The organism is Paracoccaceae bacterium Fryx2 (assembly GCA_032334235.1).
Classification (GTDB): domain Bacteria; phylum Pseudomonadota; class Alphaproteobacteria; order Rhodobacterales; family Rhodobacteraceae; genus JAVSGI01.
Genome location: JAVSGI010000005.1, coordinates 1058989 through 1076273 on the forward strand (window position 1 = coordinate 1058989; position 17285 = coordinate 1076273).

The following is a 17285-nucleotide window of genomic DNA, read 5'->3' on the forward strand; positions in this document are numbered from 1 at the left end:
CTCAGCGGGTGATGGTGCCGGTGCGGCGTATCTTGCGCTGCAACTGCAGAATGCCATAAAGCAGGGCCTCGGCCGAAGGCGGGCAGCCGGGCACATAGATGTCGACCGGCACGATCCGGTCGCAGCCGCGCACCACCGAATAGCTGTAATGATAGTAGCCGCCGCCATTGGCGCAACTGCCCATCGAGATCACGTAGCGCGGTTCCGGCATCTGGTCATAGACCTTGCGCAGCGCGGGGGCCATCTTGTTGGTCAGCGTGCCCGCCACGATCATCAGATCCGACTGTCGCGGGCTGGCGCGCGGGGCGGTGCCAAAGCGTTCGAGGTCATAGCGCGGCATCGAGGTGTGCATCATTTCCACCGCGCAGCAGGCCAGACCGAAGGTCATCCAGTGCAGGCTGCCGATGCGCGCCCAGTTGATGACATCCTCTGTCGAGGTCAGAAGAAAGCCCTTGTCGGCCAGTTCCGCATTCAGGCTCCGGGTTGCGACCTCGGCATCGGGCCCGGCCGCGTTGACGCCGGTGCTCACGCCCATTCCAGTGCCCCCTTCTTCCATTCATAGACAAATCCGACGGTCAGAACGCCCAGAAACACCATCATCGACCAGAAACCGACCATCGACATCTCGCCGAAGGCGACGGCCCAGGGGAAGAGGAACGCCACTTCCAGATCGAAGATGATGAACAGGATCGACACGAGGTAGAAGCGCACGTCGAACTTCATCCGCGCGTCGTCGAAGGCGTTGAAGCCGCATTCGTAGGCCGACACCTTCTCGGGGTCGGGGTTGCGCACCGCCAGCACGAAGGCCGCCAGGATCAAAATGATCGCGAGCCCCCCCGCCACGATGAGGAAGATCAGGATCGGCAGATACTCTCGGAGAAGGTCGTTCACGAGTGGCTCCTTCGGCTGTCAGCTGACCTGAATACAGGGGCGCGCGCTTCGATTTGCTGGGGACCGTTTACTCTGCCCCCCGGGCTGGGTCAACCGAAGGTGGCTGCGCCAAGTCCAGCAAACGCTCTGTCCGACCTCAGTGTATTCCATTGTGTGCCGTCGACCACGACAAAATTGCCGCTGTGACATGCTGTCCCGCAGCATCACCGCGACTCACACCCGCCGCGCCGCCCGGGGCGCCGCCGATTCCCCCCGCCAACCACCCGACCTTTCATCGCCTGAAACCGGCCCCACGGCCCGGCCGGGGCCGGTTCTTCGGCACGGATCGTCGCACCAGCCACCAGCCGCCCCGCGCCGGCCCAAAATTCTTCAAAGAATTTTGCAAGAATTTTCGAAAATTCTTGCCGCGTCCCACCGGCAGTTCCCGGGCCACCGGCGCGGCGTCTGCCCCGGCGTCAGCCGGCCTTGCCGCCCTCTGCGCTTGTAACGGCGCGCAAAGCGCGCATCCTGCGTCCACAAGCAACCATTCTGGGATCAGACGCCATGCCCCGCCACATCCGAACCAGCCTCGCACGGACCACCCTGGCCTGCGCCGCCCTGACCTGCGCCGCCCTGCTGGCCACCCCCGCCACCGCGCAGGAGGTTGGGCGCGTCGGGGTCGACTGGGTCGGCAACGACATCATCATCGAAGCGATTGCCGACCCCGGTGTGCCCGGCGTCACCTGCCATGTCGCCTATTTCGAACGCTCGCTGATCGACCGGCTGTCGCAGGGCAACTGGTTCGAAGACCCGTCGAACGCCTCGATCGCCTGCCGCCAGACCGGGCCGATCACCATCGGCGACATAAGGCGCGGCCCGAAGGGCGAGCAGATCTTCCGCGAAAGCCGGTCCATCGTGCTGAAATCGCTGCGCATCACCCGGATCTTCGACGAGGCGAACCAGACGCTGATCTATCTGGCTCATGCCGCCGAACTGACCGAAGGCTCGGCCAAGATGTCGATCTCGTCGGTGCCGCTCTATCGCGGCAACTAGTCGGCGGTCCCGGTGGCGGATACCGCAGCCGCCCCCTGCCAGACGGCCGAAACCTCGGCCCGGAGGATGCGCCCGATCTGGGCGGCGTCGTCCAGGCTGAAGGTCAGCGGCAGGCGCAGGTCGATCAGCCCGGCCAGCACCCGGTCGGTCTGCGGCAACGGCTCTGGCTGCGCGTAGTGCCAATGGTCATAGCGCGAGGTGAAGGCTGCCGGTTCCGCCGCGCCGAACCATTTCAGCTCCACCCCCCGCGCCAGGGTCCGCGCCAGCAGCGCCTGAACCCGCGCGCCTTCCCACCCCGGCAGCAGGAACTGGAAGGACGAGCCGACATAGCCCTCGTGTTCCGGCCGCGTGATCAGTGCCAGCCCCGGCGTGCCCGCCAACCCCGCCTCCAGCACCCGGTAAAGCGCCCCCCAGCGCGCCACCCGGTCGGGGAGGCTGGCCAGTTGCGGCCGCAGGATCGCGGCGCGCAGGTTGTCCATCCGGCCCGAGATGTTGGGCATGTCATATTTCAGCCCCTCGAACACCTCGGGCGGCGGCGCTGCGCGGTGGCGGGCATAAAGCATGTAGCTGCCCGACAGCAGGATCGCGCGGGCCATCGCCTCGGCATCATCCGAGATGATCAGCCCGCCCTCGCCGGAATTGGCGTGCTTGTAGGTCTGGGTAGAAAAGCAGGCCATCCGCCCGTGCCGCCCCGAAGGCACCCCGCGCCACGCGGCCCCCATGGTATGGGCGCAATCCTCGACCACCTGCACCCCCGCCGCATCGCAAAGCGCCATCAGCCGGTCCATGTCGCAGACATGGCCGCGCATGTGGCTGAGCAGCAGCACCTTCGCGCCGCAACCAAGCTTGGCCGCCAGATCGTCCAGATCAATCGTCAGATCGTCGGTCACCTCGACGAACACCGGCACCGCGCCGACCGAGGCAATCGCCCCCGGCACCGGCGCCAGGGTGAAGCCGTTCGACAGCACAAGGTCGCCCGCCCCCATCCCCAGTGCGCGCAGCGCGCAGGCCATGGCATAGCCGCCCGAGGCCACCGCAAGGCAGTAGCGCGCCCCGGTCAGGGCGGCGAACTCCTCCTCCAGCAACGCGGCCTCGGCCACCTCGCCTGGGGCGGTATTGTAGCGGTGCAGGCGACCGTGGCGCAGCACGGCCATGGCGGCGGTGATCGCCGCCTCGGGGATCGGTTCCTGTTGGGTGAAACTGCCGGTGAATACTTCCATGGCGCGGGTCTGGCTTTCTGACGAAGGACGGGATGACCCCATGACAGCCGATTGTATCACGCAGGCGACAGCAGCCGTTCGGCCAGCGCCGGCAGGTCGTCGAAATGGTCGAGCAGCGCCTCCGGCTGCATCCGCGCCACGCCGCCGCCCTCGGGACCAAACGTCACCAGCGCCACCGGCACCCCGGCAGCGCGCCCGGTGTCGCGGTCGGTTCCGGTATCGCCCACCAGCATCGAACGCGCCACCGTTCCCCCCGCCCCGCGCACCGCCGCGATGTAGGGCGCGGCATCGGGCTTGCGGGTCGGCAGGGTGTCGGCCCCGATCAGCGCGCCGAACAGGTCGCGGATGCCCATCCGGCGCGTCAGGGTCTCGGCCAGACCTTCGGGCTTGTTGGTGCAGATCGCGGTGGCAAAGCCTGCGCGCAGCAGGGCCTGCACCGCCGCCACAGCACCCGGATAAAGCGTGGTGTGGGTGTCGATCGCATCGCCATACGCCGCCAGCAGCCGGGGGTACTGCGCATCCACCTCGGCCTCGCTCACCTGCCCGAGCCGCCCGAACCCCAGCCGCAGCATCGCCCGCCCGCCGTGAAAGGCGGTCAGCGCATCGCCCGGCCCCAGCAGGTCGCCATGCCCCAGATGCCGGAAGCAGGCATTCGCCGCCGCCAGCAGGTCGCCCGAACTGTCCACCAGCGTGCCGTCCAGATCGAAAACCACCGTCCGCATACCCTGCCCCCTGAAACCTGCCGAAAGGTGGCGTGATGCCATCGCGCCTTGCGGCCCGTCCAATCCCGGTTAAAACGGGCGCAAGCCAAAGAAAAGGGGTGCCATGCCAGTTTCAACCTCGTTGTCGCTGATTGTGCTGGCCGCGGGCCAGGGCTCGCGGATGAATTCGGAACTGCCGAAGGTGCTGCACGGGCTGGCGGGCGCACCGATGCTGCACCATGCGCTGGCGGCGGGGCGCGCGCTGGAACCCGACCGGCTGGTGGTGGTCGCGGGCCATGGCGCCGCCGCGGTGCGCAAGGCCGCGCTCGCCTATGACGACACGGCCGAAATCGTCGAGCAGACCGAACAGCTTGGCACCGCCCATGCCGTAGCACAGGCAGCCCCGCTGCTGGCCGACGTGCCGGGCGATGCAATCGTGCTTTACGGCGACACCCCCTTCATCCGCCCCGAAACGCTGGAGGCAATGCGCGCCGCCCGCAGCCGCCATGCGGTGGTGGTGCTGGGCTTCCAGCCGCGCGAGGCGGGCCGCTACGGCCGTCTGGTGATGGATGGCGACACGCTGGAACGGATTGTCGAGTTCAAGGACGCCACGCCCGAAGAACGCGCCATAACTCTTTGCAATTCAGGCGTTATCTGCGCCGAAACCCGGCTGCTGCTCGATCTGGTTGCCGCCGTCGGATGCGACAATGCCGCGCGCGAATACTACCTGACCGACATCGTGGCCCTCGCCCGGGCGCGCGGCCTCTCCGCCGGGGTGGTGACCTGCGACGAGTCCGAAACGCTGGGCATCAACACCCGCGCCGAACTGGCCGCCGCCGAGGCCGCCTTCCAGACCCGCGCCCGCGCCGAGGCGCTGGAAAACGGCGTCACCCTGACCGCCCCCGAAACCGTGTTCTTCGCGCTCGACACACACATCGGCCGCGATGCCATCGTGGCGCCGCATGTGGTGTTCGGCCCCGGCGTCACCGTCGAATCCGGCGCCGAGATCCGCGCCTTCTGCCACCTTGAAGGCTGCCACATCAGCCGCGGCGCCACGGTCGGCCCCTTCGCCCGCCTGCGCCCCGGCGCCGAACTGGCCGAGGATGTGCATGTCGGCAACTTCGTCGAGATCAAGAACGCCATCCTCGACGAGGGCGTCAAGGTCGGCCACCTGACCTACATCGGTGACGCCGACATCGGAGAGCATACCAACATCGGCGCGGGCACCATTACCTGCAACTACGACGGGGTGAACAAGCACCGCACCAGCATCGGCGCCAACGTCTTCATCGGGTCCGACACCATGCTGGTTGCGCCCGTCAGCATCGGCGCCGGCGCCATGACCGGCTCGGGCTCGGTCATCACCGAAGACGTGCCGCCGGGTGCGCTTGCGCTGGGGCGTGCCCGGCAGGTCAACAAGCCGGGCTTTGCCGCGAGACTCCTGTCCCTCTACCGCGCCGCGAAGGCCGCGCGCCAGAAAGGCCCCCAATAATGTGCGGCATCATCGGCGTTCTGGGCGATCACGAGGTCGCCCCCCTGCTGGTCGAGGCGCTCAAGCGCCTCGAATATCGCGGCTACGATTCCTCGGGCATCGCCACCGTCAACCACGGCCGCCTCGACCGTCGCCGCGCGGTCGGCAAGCTGGTCAACCTGTCGGACCTTCTGGTGCATGACCCGCTGGCGGGCAAGGCGGGCATCGGGCACACCCGCTGGGCCACCCATGGCGCGGCCACCGTGACCAACGCGCACCCGCACCTCTCTGGCCCGGTTGCGGTGGTCCACAACGGCATCATCGAGAACTTCCGCGAACTGCGCGCCGAACTGGTCGCGGCGGGCCTTGCCTTCGAATCCGAGACCGACACCGAAACCGTGGCCCTGCTGACCCGCCACCTGATGGATCAGGGCATGACCCCGGTCGAGGCCGCCCGCGCCACGCTCTTGCGCCTGCGCGGCGCCTTCGCCCTGTGCTTCCTGTTCGACGGCGAGGAAGACCTGCTGATCGCCGCCCGCAAGGGCAGCCCGCTGGCGATCGGCCACGGAGATGGCGAGATGTTCGTCGGTTCCGACGCCATCGCGCTGGCGCCGATGACCGACCGCATCACCTACCTGGAAGAAGGCGACTGCGCCGTGGTCACCCGCGCCGGGGTCGAGATCTTCGACGCCGCGGGCCGCCATGCCAACCGCGCCCTGACCCGCATCCAGATCGACGCGACCCGGATCGACAAGGCCGGCTTCAAGCATTTCATGGCGAAGGAAATCGCCGAACAGCCGCTGGTGATCGCCGATGCGCTGCGCCACTACCTGACGGACGGCGGACACGCCCTGAACCTGCCCGGGTCGCTTGATTTCACGGGGGTGGACCGGCTGACGATGGTCGCCTGCGGCACCGCCTCCTATGCCTGCATGGTGGCGAAATACTGGTTCGAGCAGATCGCGGGCCTGCCCTGCGATGTCGATATCGCGTCGGAGTTCCGCTACCGCGACCCGCAGCTCTCGCCCGCCTCCTGGGCGGTGTTCGTCAGCCAGTCGGGCGAGACCGCAGACACGCTGGCAGCCTTGCGCCACGCCCGCGACCGGGTGGCCAAGGTGGTCGCGGTGGTCAATGTCGCCAGCTCCTCCATAGCCCGCGAAAGCGATCTTGCCCTGCCGATCATGGCCGGGGTCGAGGTCGGCGTGGCCTCGACCAAGGCCTTCACCTGCCAGCTGACGATGCTGGCGCTGATGGCCCTGAAGGCCGCCGCCGACCGCGGCCGCCTGGCCCCCGGGGCGCTGGCCGCCCACCTTGCGGCGCTGGCCGCGCTGCCCGGCCTGATGAACCACGCCCTCGGTCTCGCGACCGAAACCGCCGCCATCGCCGACGATCTGGCCGAGGCGCAGGACATCCTGTTCCTCGGACGCGGAGCGCTCTATCCGCTGGCGCTGGAAGGCGCGCTGAAACTAAAGGAAATCAGCTACATCCACGCCGAAGGCTATGCCAGCGGCGAGCTGAAGCACGGCCCCATCGCCCTGATCGACGCCCGCGTTCCGGTGATCGTGATGGCACCGCACGACGCGCTGTTCGAAAAGACCGTGTCCAACATGCAGGAGGTCATGGCCCGCCATGGCCGCGTGCTGCTGATCTCGGATGCGCCAGGCATCGCCGAGGCAGGCAGCGGCTGCTGGAAAACCCTGACCCTGCCCGAAGCCACCGCCCTGACGGCCCCGATCCTCTATGCGGTCCCGGCGCAGCTTCTGGCCTATCACACGGCCATCGCCAAGGGCACCGATGTGGACCAGCCGCGCAACCTCGCCAAGTCGGTGACCGTGGAATGACCGCCGCCGCCATCACCGCCCCCGAAGCCATCGCCGCCATCGCCGCCCGCGCCCTGCCCGGCAAGGCCGCCGAAATGGCCGCCTACCACAAGGTCGCGCGCCCCTACCTCGGCACCGCAAACCCCGAGATCGACGCCCTGACGAAGGAATGGCGCGCCGACCTCGGCCTCGACGACCGCCTGGCCCTCGCCGCCGACCTCTGGGCCAGCAACATCCACGAGGCCCGCATCGCCGCAGCCAAGCTGCTGACGCAAGCCCGCATCCGCCCCGACGACAGCGCCGCCTGGGCGCTGATCTGTGGTTGGTTGGCCGAAGCCGACGCCTGGGCCATCGCTGATCACGCCTGCATCGCGGGCCAGAAGCGCGTGACCGCCGACCCGTCGCGGCTGGACGAGGTCGAGACCTGGACGCAAAGCCCCAACCTCTGGACCCGCCGCGCCGCCCTCGTCGTCACCCTGCCCTTCGCCAAGATGCCCAACCCCAAGCCCGCCGACCTCGCCGCCCGCGACCGCATCCTCGACTGGGCGGCCAACCTTGCCGACGACCGCGACTGGTTCATCCAGAAGGCCGTCGCCTGGTGGCTGCGCGACCTCTCGAAACACGACCCCCGGCGCACCCGGCTTTTCCTGAACGAACACGGCGACCGCCTGCGCGGCTTCGCCCGCAAGGAGGCCGCGCAATACCTGCCCGCCGTCCACGACCCGGAGCCGACGGCCCCCGAAGCCTGACCCTTCCCCTTCTCATTGGCCCAAATACCCTCGGGGGTGGGGTCCGGGGCGGGGGCAGACAGCCCCCGCCCCGGCGGCCGGCGAAAAGACTAGCGCGCCAGAACCCGCACCTCCGGCAGATCGGTCAGCCCCAGGCCCAGACTGCGGAACGCCGCCAGCGACAGTTGCGCCCCCCCGGTGCCCGGCCGCAACTCGACCTGCACCGAGGCACCCGCCGCCGTCACCACCCGCCCCGGGCCCTTGGCGGTGACCAGCGGCGATTGCAGCCAGAAGCCCGGCTCGGTCACCGACCCCAGCCCGACGACCACCCGGCCCAGTTCGCGCTCGCCCGCAGGGGCAGGCAGCGCTGCTGCCGCCGCGCGCTCGGCCGGGCTGGTGGTGTCCAGCGCTGCGGCCGAGGCGCCGCCGGCCCCGACCATCGGTGCGGGGCGCGGCATCGGGGCGGCAGCGGTCGGCGCCGGGGCTGTGGGGGCGTTGCCCTGGAAAATCGGCAGATCGCAGCCCGACAGGGCAAGGGCGGCCAGAACGGCGGCCAGAACGGAGGGGGGGGATGAATGTTTCATACCCCGACGATAGTCCTGCCCCCGCCTCGGGGCAATCCCGGCATTGGCGCTTGCCCGACGGGTGCGGCGCGCCTACCTTGAGAGGCATGGAACCGCTCATCGACCCCTTTGCCCGCGCGATCGACTATCTGCGCGTCTCGGTCACCGACCGCTGCGATTTCCGCTGCGTCTACTGCATGTCGGAAAACATGACCTTCCTTCCCAAGGCCGACCTCCTGACGCTGGAAGAGCTTGACCGACTGTGTTCGGCCTTCGTGCGGATGGGGGTGCGCAAGCTGCGCATCACCGGCGGCGAGCCCCTGGTGCGTCGCGGCATCCTGACCTTCTTCCGCGCCATGACCCGGCACCTCGACAGCGGCGCGCTGCGCGAACTGACGCTGACCACCAACGGCTCGCAACTGGTGAAATACGCGTCCGATCTGGCGGCCTGCGGGGTGCGGCGCATCAACGTCTCGCTCGACACGCTCGACCCCGCAAAGTTCGCGGCGATCACCCGCTGGGGCCGCCTCGCGCAGGTACTCGACGGGATCGAGGCCGCCAAGGCGGCGGGGCTTCGGGTCAAGATCAACACCGTGGCGCTGAAGGGCTTCAACGAGGACGAGCTGTTTTCGCTGCTCGACTGGTGCGCCCGCGAAGACCACGACCTGACCTTCATCGAGGTCATGCCGATGGGCGATCTCGGCAACGAGAACCGGCTCGATCAATACTGGTCGCTCAAGGAAATGCGGGCGCGGCTGCGCGAGCGCTTCACCCTGACCGACCTTGCCGAACGCTCTGGCGGCCCGGCGCGCTATGTCCGCATCGAACAGACCGGGCAGAAGCTGGGCTTCATCACGCCGCTGACCCACAATTTCTGCGAAAGCTGCAACCGGGTGCGGCTGACCTGCACGGGCGAGCTTTACATGTGCCTTGGTCAGGAAGACATGGCCGACCTGCGCGCCCCCCTGCGCGCCAGCCCCGCTGATGCCGGGCTGGAACACGCGATCCGGGCGGCGATTTCGCGCAAGCCCAAGGGGCACGATTTCGACTATTCCCGCCAGAACGTCGCCGGCCAGATGACCCGGCACATGAGCCATACCGGCGGTTAGTCTTTCGACAGGCAGCGGGGGGCTGTCTGCCCCCCGCACCCCCCGAGGATATTTGAGCCAAGATGAATGAGGGACTGACGGACCTGCACTCAGGCGGCGGGCATCCGGCTTTCGACCATCCCGGCATACCAGCTTGACCCGAAGGGGATCGCGGCGTCGTCGAAATTGTAGGCGGGGTGGTGGACCATCGCGGTATCACCGTTGCCAAGGAAGATGTAGGCGCCGGGGCGTTCGTTCAGCATGAAGCTGAAGTCTTCGGCCCCCATCAGCGGGGCGGTGTCGGTATCGACCTGGCCCGACACCTCGGCCGCGACCTGTGCGGCGTATTCGGTGTTGGGGGCGGCGTTGACGGTGACGGGGTAGCCGCGCTGGTAGTTCACCTCGGCCGTGGCGCCGAAGGTGGTGGCGACACCCGTCACGATCTCGGTCACCCGGCGTTCGACGTAGTCCTGCACGGCAGGGTCCATGGTGCGGACGGTGCCCTTCATCCTGACCATCTGCGGGATGACGTTGTGCGCCGGGCTGTCGGTCGAGAAGGTGCAGACCGACACCACCACCTGTTTCAGCGGGTCCACCCCGCGTGAGGCGATGGATTGCAGCGCCACCACGACATGCGCGCCGACCAGCGTGGTGTCGATGCACTCGTGCGGCTTGGCGGCGTGGCCGCCCTTGCCGGTCAGCGTGATCTCGAACTGGTCGGCCGCGGCCATGATCGCGCCGGGGCGGATGGCGAAATGGCCGACCGGGATGCCGGGCATGTTGTGCATGCCGTAAACCTCCTGGATCTTCCAGCGGTCGATCATGCCGTCTTGCACCATCTCGCGCCCGCCGCCGCCGCCCTCTTCGGCGGGCTGGAAGATCATCACCGCCGTGCCGTCGAAATTGCGGGTTTCGGCCAGATACTTCGCGGCACCCAGCAGCATCGAGGTGTGGCCGTCATGGCCGCAGGCGTGCATCTTGCCGGGGGTCTTCGAGGCATAGTCGAGCCCGGTCGCCTCGATGATCGGCAGCGCGTCCATGTCGGCGCGCAGGCCGATCACCCGGCCGGCGGTGTCGGTCCTGCCCTTGATCACCGCCACCACCCCGGTGCGCCCGATGCCCGTCACCACCTCGTCGCAGCCGAACGAGCGCAGCAGGTCCGCCACCTTTGCCGCCGTGCGGTGCACCTCGAACAGAAGTTCGGGGTGCTCGTGGAAATCGCGCCGCCAGGCGGTGATTTCGGGCAGCATCTCGGCGAAGCGGTTCTTGGGGGGCATCGGTCGGCTCCTTCTGGGTCGGGCTTTGGTCAGCCTGTTACAATCCCGTGAGGTCTGCAAGGGTCAGAGCGACGGCCCGAGCTCGATTGCCGACCCGTCGGTAAAACGCGACAGGCGGAAGCGGTGCAGGTCATGGCCGGGCGGGTTGCCCGCCACAAGGTCGGCCACCACGCGGCCCACGCCGGGGCCGATGCCGAAGCCGTGGCCGCACATTCCCGTCGCCAGCGTAAGGCCGGGGATCGCCGCCACCCGGTCGATCACCGGCACGACATCGGGCATGGTGTCGATCATTCCCGCCCAGGTGGCCGTCAGGCGGGGGCGGCCAAGGTCTGGGAAAAGGGCTGCGAAGGCATCCTGCACCCGGCCAAGGCTTGCCAGGTTCGGCGCGGGGTTCAGCACGCGGATCGCCTCGAACGGGCCGGGGCGGTCAGCGGGCCAGCGGCGCGGCGTCGTCCAGCCGTCGGGGTAGCCTTTGGGTGCTAGCGGGCGGAAATGGGTGGAGCGGAAGTCCTTCTTCAGCAGCTTCAGGTATTTGCCCGCATGGCGCAGCGCGTCGGGGCCGGGGAAGAAATCATGCTCGGCCCCCGGCGCGATGGTATAGCCGCCATCGTTGCGCCGCCGCACGCCGAGGTCATCGGTCGCCACCGCGCCGCTGAACACGTCCGGCAGGGGTTCAGTCGCTGCGACCGACGCCAGCACAGAAAGCTGCGGGATGCTGACCCCATGCGCCCGCGCGAACAGCGCCGACCACGCGCCCCCCGCCAGCACCACCTGCGCGCAGGCGATGCGGCCGTGTTCGGTCACCACCCCGGCCACCCGCCCGCCCGCCAGATCGAGCGCGCGCACCGCGCAGCCCTCGCGCAGCACAACGCCGCGCGCCATGGCCCCTTGGGCCAGCACCGGCACCGCCTGCCAGGGTTCGGCCCGTGCGTCCGATGGCGTCCAGAGCCCGCCCGGAAAATCGCCCCGCGCCCCCGGAAACCGCGCCGCAATCTGCGCACGGCCTTGCATCACGGAATCAATTCCGTTGGCCCGCGCATGGTCCAGCCACGCCTCGTACCCCGCCATCGCGCCTTCCGACCCTGCCAGATACAGCACCCCGGTCTGGCGGAAGCCCAGCGCATCGCCGAATTCCTGCGCCAGCCCTCGCCACAGTGCCAGGCTTTCCACCATGATCGGCAGTTCGCCCGGATCGCGGCCCTGCTGGCGGATCCAGCCCCAGTTGCGGCTGCTCTGTTCGCCCGCGATGCGGCCCTTTTCGCAGAGCGTGACCCTGAAGCCGCGCTCGGCCAGATAGAACGCGCTCATCACCCCGATCACGCCGCCGCCGATCACCACCACGTCGCAGGCGGCGGGCAGCGGGGCGTCGAAGCGGATCGGCGAACTTTCGGAAATCGGGAAAGGCGTCATTGGCAAAGGTCGTCCACCAGTCGCTGCATGAAGCCCCATCCCGCCTGAAACTGCGTCACCTCAAGGTATTCGTCGGGCTGGTGCGCCTGCGCGATGTCGCCCGGCCCGCAGATCACCGCCGAATAGCCCTCGGCCTGGAACTGCCCGGCCTCGGTGCCGTAGCTGACCACAAGGGAGCCGTTGTCGCCGGTCAGGCGGCGCACCAGCGCCTCGGCCGCGCCGCCCGCCTCGGGCACCAGCGGCGGCACCACGAAATACTGGTCCAGCGTGATGGCCGCCTCGGGGCGCACTGCCTGCAATTCGGCCTCCAGTGCCGCCACTTCGGCACGGTAAGCCGCCACCCAGTCCTCCAGCCGCTCGCCCGGCACCACGCGGAAATCGAGGCCGAAGCGGCAGTCGCCCGCCGTGATGTTGTGCGCCGTGCCGCCCTGGATGGTGCCGACATGCACCGTCGTCCACGGCGGGTCGAACATCGCGGCCAGCGCGCCCGGCACCAGCGCGCGGTTGGCGATGTTCTGCCGGTTGGCCCAGTCGATCAACCGGGCGGCGGCCATGACGGCGTTGACGCCGGTGTGCATGATCGAGCTGTGAACTTCGAACCCCTTCACATGGGTCTTGAAGCCGGTGCCGCCCTTGTGGCCGTTCACCGCCTTCATCAGCGACGGCTCGCCCACCACCACGGCGCGGGCTTTCGGCAGCCGCCGCACCATGTCTGCGATCATCGGCGGGGCGCCGGTGCAGCCCACCTCCTCGTCGTAGCTGAGCGCGATCTGCAACGGGCGCTTCACCCCCGCGGCCAGCGCCAGCGGCACCGCGGCCAGCGCCAGCGCGTTGAAACCCTTCATGTCGCAGGTGCCGCGCCCGTAAAGCCGCCCGCCGCGTTCGGTCACCGTCCAGGGGTCGGAGGCCCAGGTCTGGCCATCGACCGGCACCACGTCGGTGTGGCCGGAAAGCACAACGCCGCCAGCAACTTCCGGGCCGACATTGGCGTAAAGCGCGGCCTTGGTGCGGTCGGCATTCCACACCCGGTGCGAGGGCACGCCGTGACCGGCCAGATAGGCTTCGACCCAGTCGATCAGGTCCAGATTGCTGTCGCGGCTGACGGTGCGAAAACCCACCAGCCGGTCGAGGATCGCCCGCGCGTCCATCGTCATTGCTCCATCAGCACGAAATGCTTCGGGGCCACCTCGACATAGGTCGAGGGTGCCGGCTGATAGCTGAGCGGGAAGATCGGCGAAACGATCGGCTTGTGCTCGACCTCGCCGCGCAGCACCCGGCGGCGCGGATCGGCCACCGGCACCGCCGACAGTAGCGACATGGTATAGGGATGCGACGGGTTGCCGAACACCGAGGCGCGGGGACCAAGTTCGACGATCCGACCCAGATACATCACCCCGACCGTATGGCTGACCCGCTCCACCACCGCCATGTCATGGCTGATGAACAGGATCGAGATGCCCAGATCCTGCTGCAACTCCAGGAGCAGGTTCAGCACCTGCGCCTGCACCGAGACATCCAGCGCCGACACGGCCTCATCCGCAATCAGCAGCTTGGGGTTCAGCGCCAGCGCGCGGGCGATTGCCACCCGCTGGCGCTGCCCGCCCGACAACTCGTGCGGAAAGCGGTTGAGGAAGCTGCGCGGCAGTTCCACCCGGTCGAACAGCGCCGCCACCCGGTCGGTCAGCGCCTGCCCGGACACCAGATTGTAGTTGCGCAAGGGTTCTGCAACCTGGTCGCACAGCCGCATCCGGGGGTTGAGGCTGGCGAAGGGGTCCTGAAACACCATCTGCATCTCGCGCCGCGCGGCGCGCAGGTCGCTGTCGTCCAGCTTCAGCACATCCTTGCCGTCGATCAGCACCTCGCCCGAGGTCGGCTCGACCAGCCGCAGGATCGACCGGCCGCAGCTCGACTTGCCGCAGCCCGATTCGCCGACCAGCGACAGGGTCTGCCCGGCGAGGATGGAGAACGACACATCCTCGACCGCATGGACATTCGCCACCAGCCGCCGCAACAGGCCACCGCGCACCGGAAAGCGCGTCGTCAGGTGCTTCACGTCCAGATAGACCTGCCGCCCGGCCGTGCCGAAATCCTTGGGTGCTGGCCGTGCCACCGCCGCCCGCGCCCCGCCGGGGCCGCCGCGTGCCAGCAGTTTCATCGGCTCGGGGGCGTCGCGCCCCGCCATCTCGCCCAGACGCGGCACGGCGGCGATCAGCGCCTTGGTGTAATCGTGCTGCGGGTCCTCGAAGATCTGCTCGGCCAGCCCCTCCTCGACCTTCAGGCCGCGATACATCACCACCACGCGGTCGGCCATCTGCGCCACCACCGCCATGTCATGGGTGATGAACAGCACCGCCGTGCCCTTTTCGCGCTTCAGCCGGTCGATCAGCGCCAGAATCTCGGCCTGGATAGTGACATCCAACGCCGTGGTCGGCTCGTCGCAGATCAGCAGGCGAGGCTCGCAGGCCAGCGCCATCGCGATCACCACGCGCTGCCGCATCCCCCCCGAAAGCTCGTGCGGGTATTGAAGCATCCGCCGTTCCGGTTCCGACATCCGCACCATGCGCAAAAGGTCCAGCGCGCGCACCTCGGCCTCATCCTGCGTCATCTCGCGGTGGACGCGCAGCCCTTCGGTCAACTGCCGCCCCACGGTGAATACCGGGTTCAGGCTGGTCATCGGTTCCTGAAAGATCATCCCGATCTCGTTGCCGCGGATCTGGCGCATGGTTTCGCCATCTGCCCCGACAAGGTCGATCTGCCCGCCATCCTTGCGTTTCAACAGGATGCGCCCGCCCGCGATGGCACCGCCGCCGAATTCCACCAGCCGCATCACCGACAGCGACGACACCGACTTGCCCGACCCGCTTTCGCCCACCACGCAGACGCACTCGCCGGGCCGGATGGAAAACGACACATCCTCGACCCCCGTCACCCGCCCGTCATTGGTCTCGAAATCCACCCGCAGATTCTCGATGGTCAGCAACGGCGTGTCGAGCATGGGGCATCCTTTGCGGCGGAAGGGGCATCCGGGCAGGCTAGCGACAGGGCGGGGGGCAAGTCAAACCCTGACGCAATCTGCCCGGCAACGGTCGCGCGGTCTGCCCGCCATGGGGCAGCCCTGCCCTGCCCTTGTGCAGCCGACCCGACGCAGCGACACCCGGCGCACAAGTCTCTTGCTTTTTGGAATGAAATGCGCGGAGACTTGGCGTCAAGTCATCACGACCCAAACAAAATCCTGATCAAGGATATGCGCCCTGACCCGACCTGCCCGCCGCAAAACCCCGTCTGCCGACCGGTCGCTTTCATCGGCAGACATGGCCGTGACACAAGCAGCACACGGCAGGGCCGAAGACTTCCCAACAAGGAGATTCCGATGAAACTCAAGACCCTGCTTCTTGGCGCCGGTGCGGCTTTGGCCCTTGCACCCGCCGCCTTTGCCGAACGCGGTGCGGACGGCAACGTGAACATCATCTACTGGCAGGCGCCCTCGACGCTGAACCCCTACCTGTCCTCGGGCACCAAGGATGTCGAATCCGCCAGCCTGGTGCTGGAACCGCTGGCCGGGTTCAACGAACTGGGCGAGGTGATCCCGCGTCTGGTGACCGAAGTGCCGACGGTCGAAAACGGCGGCGTCTCGGCCGACCTGACCACGATCACCTGGAAGCTGATTCCGGGGCTTCTGTGGTCCGACGGCACGCCCGTGACGGCGGAAGACGCGGTGTTCACCCACGCCTATTGCACCGACCCGGCGGGCGGCTGCGCCCAGCTCGCCCGCTACGAGGGCGTGCAGTCGGTCGAGGCGGTGGATGCGACCACGATCAAGGTCACCTTCACCTCGCCGAAACCGAACCCCTATCAGGCCTTTGTCGGCGCAACCTCGCCGCTGCTGCAGAAGGCGCAGTTCGCCAACTGCCTTGGCGCCGCCGCATCCACCTGCACCGACGCCAACTTCAAGCCGATCGGCACCGGGCCGTTCGTCGTGACCGAATTCCGCACCAATGACGTGATCCAGCTTGCCGCCAACCCGAACTACCGCGACCCGGCAAAACCGGCCTTCGCGACCGTCAACTTCAAGGGCGGCGGCGATGCGGCGGCGGCGGCGCGGGCGGTGCTGGAAACCGGCGAGTTCGACTATGCCTGGAACCTGCAACTGGCCCCCGACGTGCTGGCGGGAATGCAGTCGGCCGGCAAGGGCAAGGTGATCAACGCCTTCGGCACGCTGGTCGAGCGCATCGAGATGAACATGACCGACCCCTCGCCCTCGCTGCCCGAAGGCGAGCGTGCCACCGCCAAGCATCCCCACCCGATCCTGTCCGACATCCGGGTGCGGACTGCGCTGTCGAAGGCCATCGACCGCAACCTGCTGGTCGAAATCGGCTACGGCCCCGCCGGCCGCGCCACCTGCAACCTCGTGCCCGCGCCTGCGATGTTCGCCTCGGACAACACCGGCTGCATCGAGCAGGACATGGAGGGTGCGAAGGCGCTGCTCGACGAGGCCGGCTGGGTGGTCGGCGCCGACGGCAAGCGCGAGAAGGACGGCAAGAAGCTGTCGCTGCTGTTCCAGTCCTCGACCAACGCCGTGCGCCAGGATTTCCAGGCGCTGATCAAACAATGGTGGGATGAACTGGGTGTCACGACCGAGTTGAAGAACGTCGATGCCTCGGTGTTCTTCGGCGGCGATGCGGGATCGCCCGACACCTTCCAGAAGTTCTATGCCGACGTGGAAATGTACGCCAACAACTTCGACGGCACCGACCCCGAGCCCTACCTTGCGCAATACACCTGCGACAAGGCCCCGCGTCCGGAAACCCAGTGGCAGGGCGAAAACGTCAATCGCTTCTGCGACCCGGCCTATGACGCGCTGGTCGTCGAACTGGGGCAGACCGGCGAGATGGACAAGCGCGCCGAACTGGCCAAGAAGATGAACGACATGCTGACCAAGGACAGCATGGTGGTGGTGCCGCTGGTGGACCGCGGCCGCAACTCGGGCCAGTCGGTGACGCTGGGCGGCGTGATCCTGAACACCTGGGATTCCGAACTGTGGAACGCCTCGGACTGGTACCGCGTGAAGTGATCTGACGCCGGAT

General features: G+C 68.1%; 15 protein-coding genes. 6 read left to right on the forward strand and 9 right to left on the reverse strand.

Features of this window, described 5'->3' with window-relative positions:
• Position 1: 1 nt before the first annotated feature.
• Positions 2-535: an NADH-quinone oxidoreductase subunit B family protein gene (locus tag RNZ50_14275; GenBank protein MDT8856163.1), complete on the reverse strand. Its 534-nt coding sequence runs from the start codon at positions 533-535 to the stop codon at positions 2-4.
• Positions 526-891: an NADH-quinone oxidoreductase subunit A gene (locus RNZ50_14280; GenBank protein ID MDT8856164.1), complete on the reverse strand. Its 366-nt coding sequence runs from the start codon at positions 889-891 to the stop codon at positions 526-528. Before RNZ50_14280 ends, RNZ50_14275 begins: the two co-directional genes overlap by 10 nt.
• 543 nt (positions 892-1434) lie before the next feature.
• Here RNZ50_14280 and RNZ50_14285 point away from each other — a divergent pair.
• Positions 1435-1923, forward strand: a complete 489-nt coding sequence (locus RNZ50_14285; protein ID MDT8856165.1) for a CreA family protein — start codon at positions 1435-1437, stop codon at positions 1921-1923.
• On the opposite strand, the gene RNZ50_14290 is transcribed toward RNZ50_14285, so the two are convergent.
• Positions 1920-3143, reverse strand: a complete 1224-nt coding sequence (locus RNZ50_14290; protein ID MDT8856166.1) for a DegT/DnrJ/EryC1/StrS family aminotransferase — start codon at positions 3141-3143, stop codon at positions 1920-1922. The two genes, RNZ50_14285 and RNZ50_14290, sit on opposite strands and share 4 nt — an antisense overlap.
• Positions 3144-3199: 56 nt before the next feature.
• Positions 3200-3865 (reverse strand): HAD hydrolase-like protein, encoded by a 666-nt coding sequence (locus RNZ50_14295; protein ID MDT8856167.1) that lies wholly within the window; start codon positions 3863-3865, stop codon positions 3200-3202.
• Between the two features lie 103 nt (positions 3866-3968).
• Here RNZ50_14295 and glmU point away from each other — a divergent pair, with 103 nt between their 5' ends.
• The 3 genes from glmU to RNZ50_14310 are packed head-to-tail and all read left to right on the forward strand — an operon-like array spanning position 3969 to position 7884.
• On the forward strand, positions 3969-5336 hold the full coding sequence (glmU, locus tag RNZ50_14300; protein MDT8856168.1) for a bifunctional UDP-N-acetylglucosamine diphosphorylase/glucosamine-1-phosphate N-acetyltransferase GlmU: 1368 nt from the start codon (positions 3969-3971) through the stop codon (positions 5334-5336).
• Positions 5336-7156, forward strand: a complete 1821-nt coding sequence (glmS, locus tag RNZ50_14305; GenBank protein MDT8856169.1) for a glutamine--fructose-6-phosphate transaminase (isomerizing) — start codon at positions 5336-5338, stop codon at positions 7154-7156. Before glmU ends, glmS begins: the two co-directional genes overlap by 1 nt.
• Positions 7153-7884 (forward strand): DNA alkylation repair protein, encoded by a 732-nt coding sequence (locus RNZ50_14310; protein MDT8856170.1) that lies wholly within the window; start codon positions 7153-7155, stop codon positions 7882-7884. The genes glmS and RNZ50_14310 overlap by 4 nt, the downstream gene beginning before the upstream one ends.
• Positions 7885-7973: 89 nt before the next feature.
• Here RNZ50_14310 and RNZ50_14315 read toward each other — a convergent pair whose 3' ends face one another.
• Positions 7974-8447 carry a D-galactarate dehydratase gene (locus tag RNZ50_14315; GenBank protein MDT8856171.1) on the reverse strand — a complete coding sequence of 158 codons (474 nt, stop codon included), beginning with the start codon at positions 8445-8447 and terminating at the stop codon, positions 7974-7976.
• Between the two features lie 86 nt (positions 8448-8533).
• On the opposite strand from RNZ50_14315, the gene moaA reads away from it, so the two are divergent.
• Positions 8534-9535: a GTP 3',8-cyclase MoaA gene (gene moaA / locus RNZ50_14320; protein ID MDT8856172.1), complete on the forward strand. Its 1002-nt coding sequence runs from the start codon at positions 8534-8536 to the stop codon at positions 9533-9535.
• Positions 9536-9624: 89 nt separating this feature from the next.
• Here the strand turns inward: moaA and RNZ50_14325 are convergent, their stop codons facing one another.
• From RNZ50_14325 to RNZ50_14340, 4 genes are all read right to left on the reverse strand, one after another.
• The gene (locus RNZ50_14325; protein ID MDT8856173.1) at positions 9625-10791 is read right to left on the reverse strand and encodes a M20 aminoacylase family protein; all 1167 of its coding nucleotides are present in this window, start codon (positions 10789-10791) and stop codon (positions 9625-9627) included.
• A gap of 63 nt (positions 10792-10854) precedes the next feature.
• The gene (locus tag RNZ50_14330; protein ID MDT8856174.1) at positions 10855-12201 is read right to left on the reverse strand and encodes an FAD-binding oxidoreductase; all 1347 of its coding nucleotides are present in this window, start codon (positions 12199-12201) and stop codon (positions 10855-10857) included.
• Entirely contained in the window at positions 12198-13355 is a 1158-nt protein-coding gene (gene argE, locus RNZ50_14335; GenBank protein ID MDT8856175.1) for an acetylornithine deacetylase, read from the reverse strand. The genes RNZ50_14330 and argE overlap by 4 nt, the downstream gene beginning before the upstream one ends.
• The gene (locus RNZ50_14340) at positions 13352-15196 is read right to left on the reverse strand and encodes an ABC transporter ATP-binding protein (GenBank protein ID MDT8856176.1); all 1845 of its coding nucleotides are present in this window, start codon (positions 15194-15196) and stop codon (positions 13352-13354) included. The genes argE and RNZ50_14340 overlap by 4 nt, the downstream gene beginning before the upstream one ends.
• A gap of 375 nt (positions 15197-15571) precedes the next feature.
• On the opposite strand from RNZ50_14340, the gene RNZ50_14345 reads away from it, so the two are divergent.
• On the forward strand, positions 15572-17272 hold the full coding sequence (locus RNZ50_14345) for a peptide ABC transporter substrate-binding protein (protein ID MDT8856177.1): 1701 nt from the start codon (positions 15572-15574) through the stop codon (positions 17270-17272).
• The last annotated feature ends 13 nt before the right edge of the window (positions 17273-17285 follow it).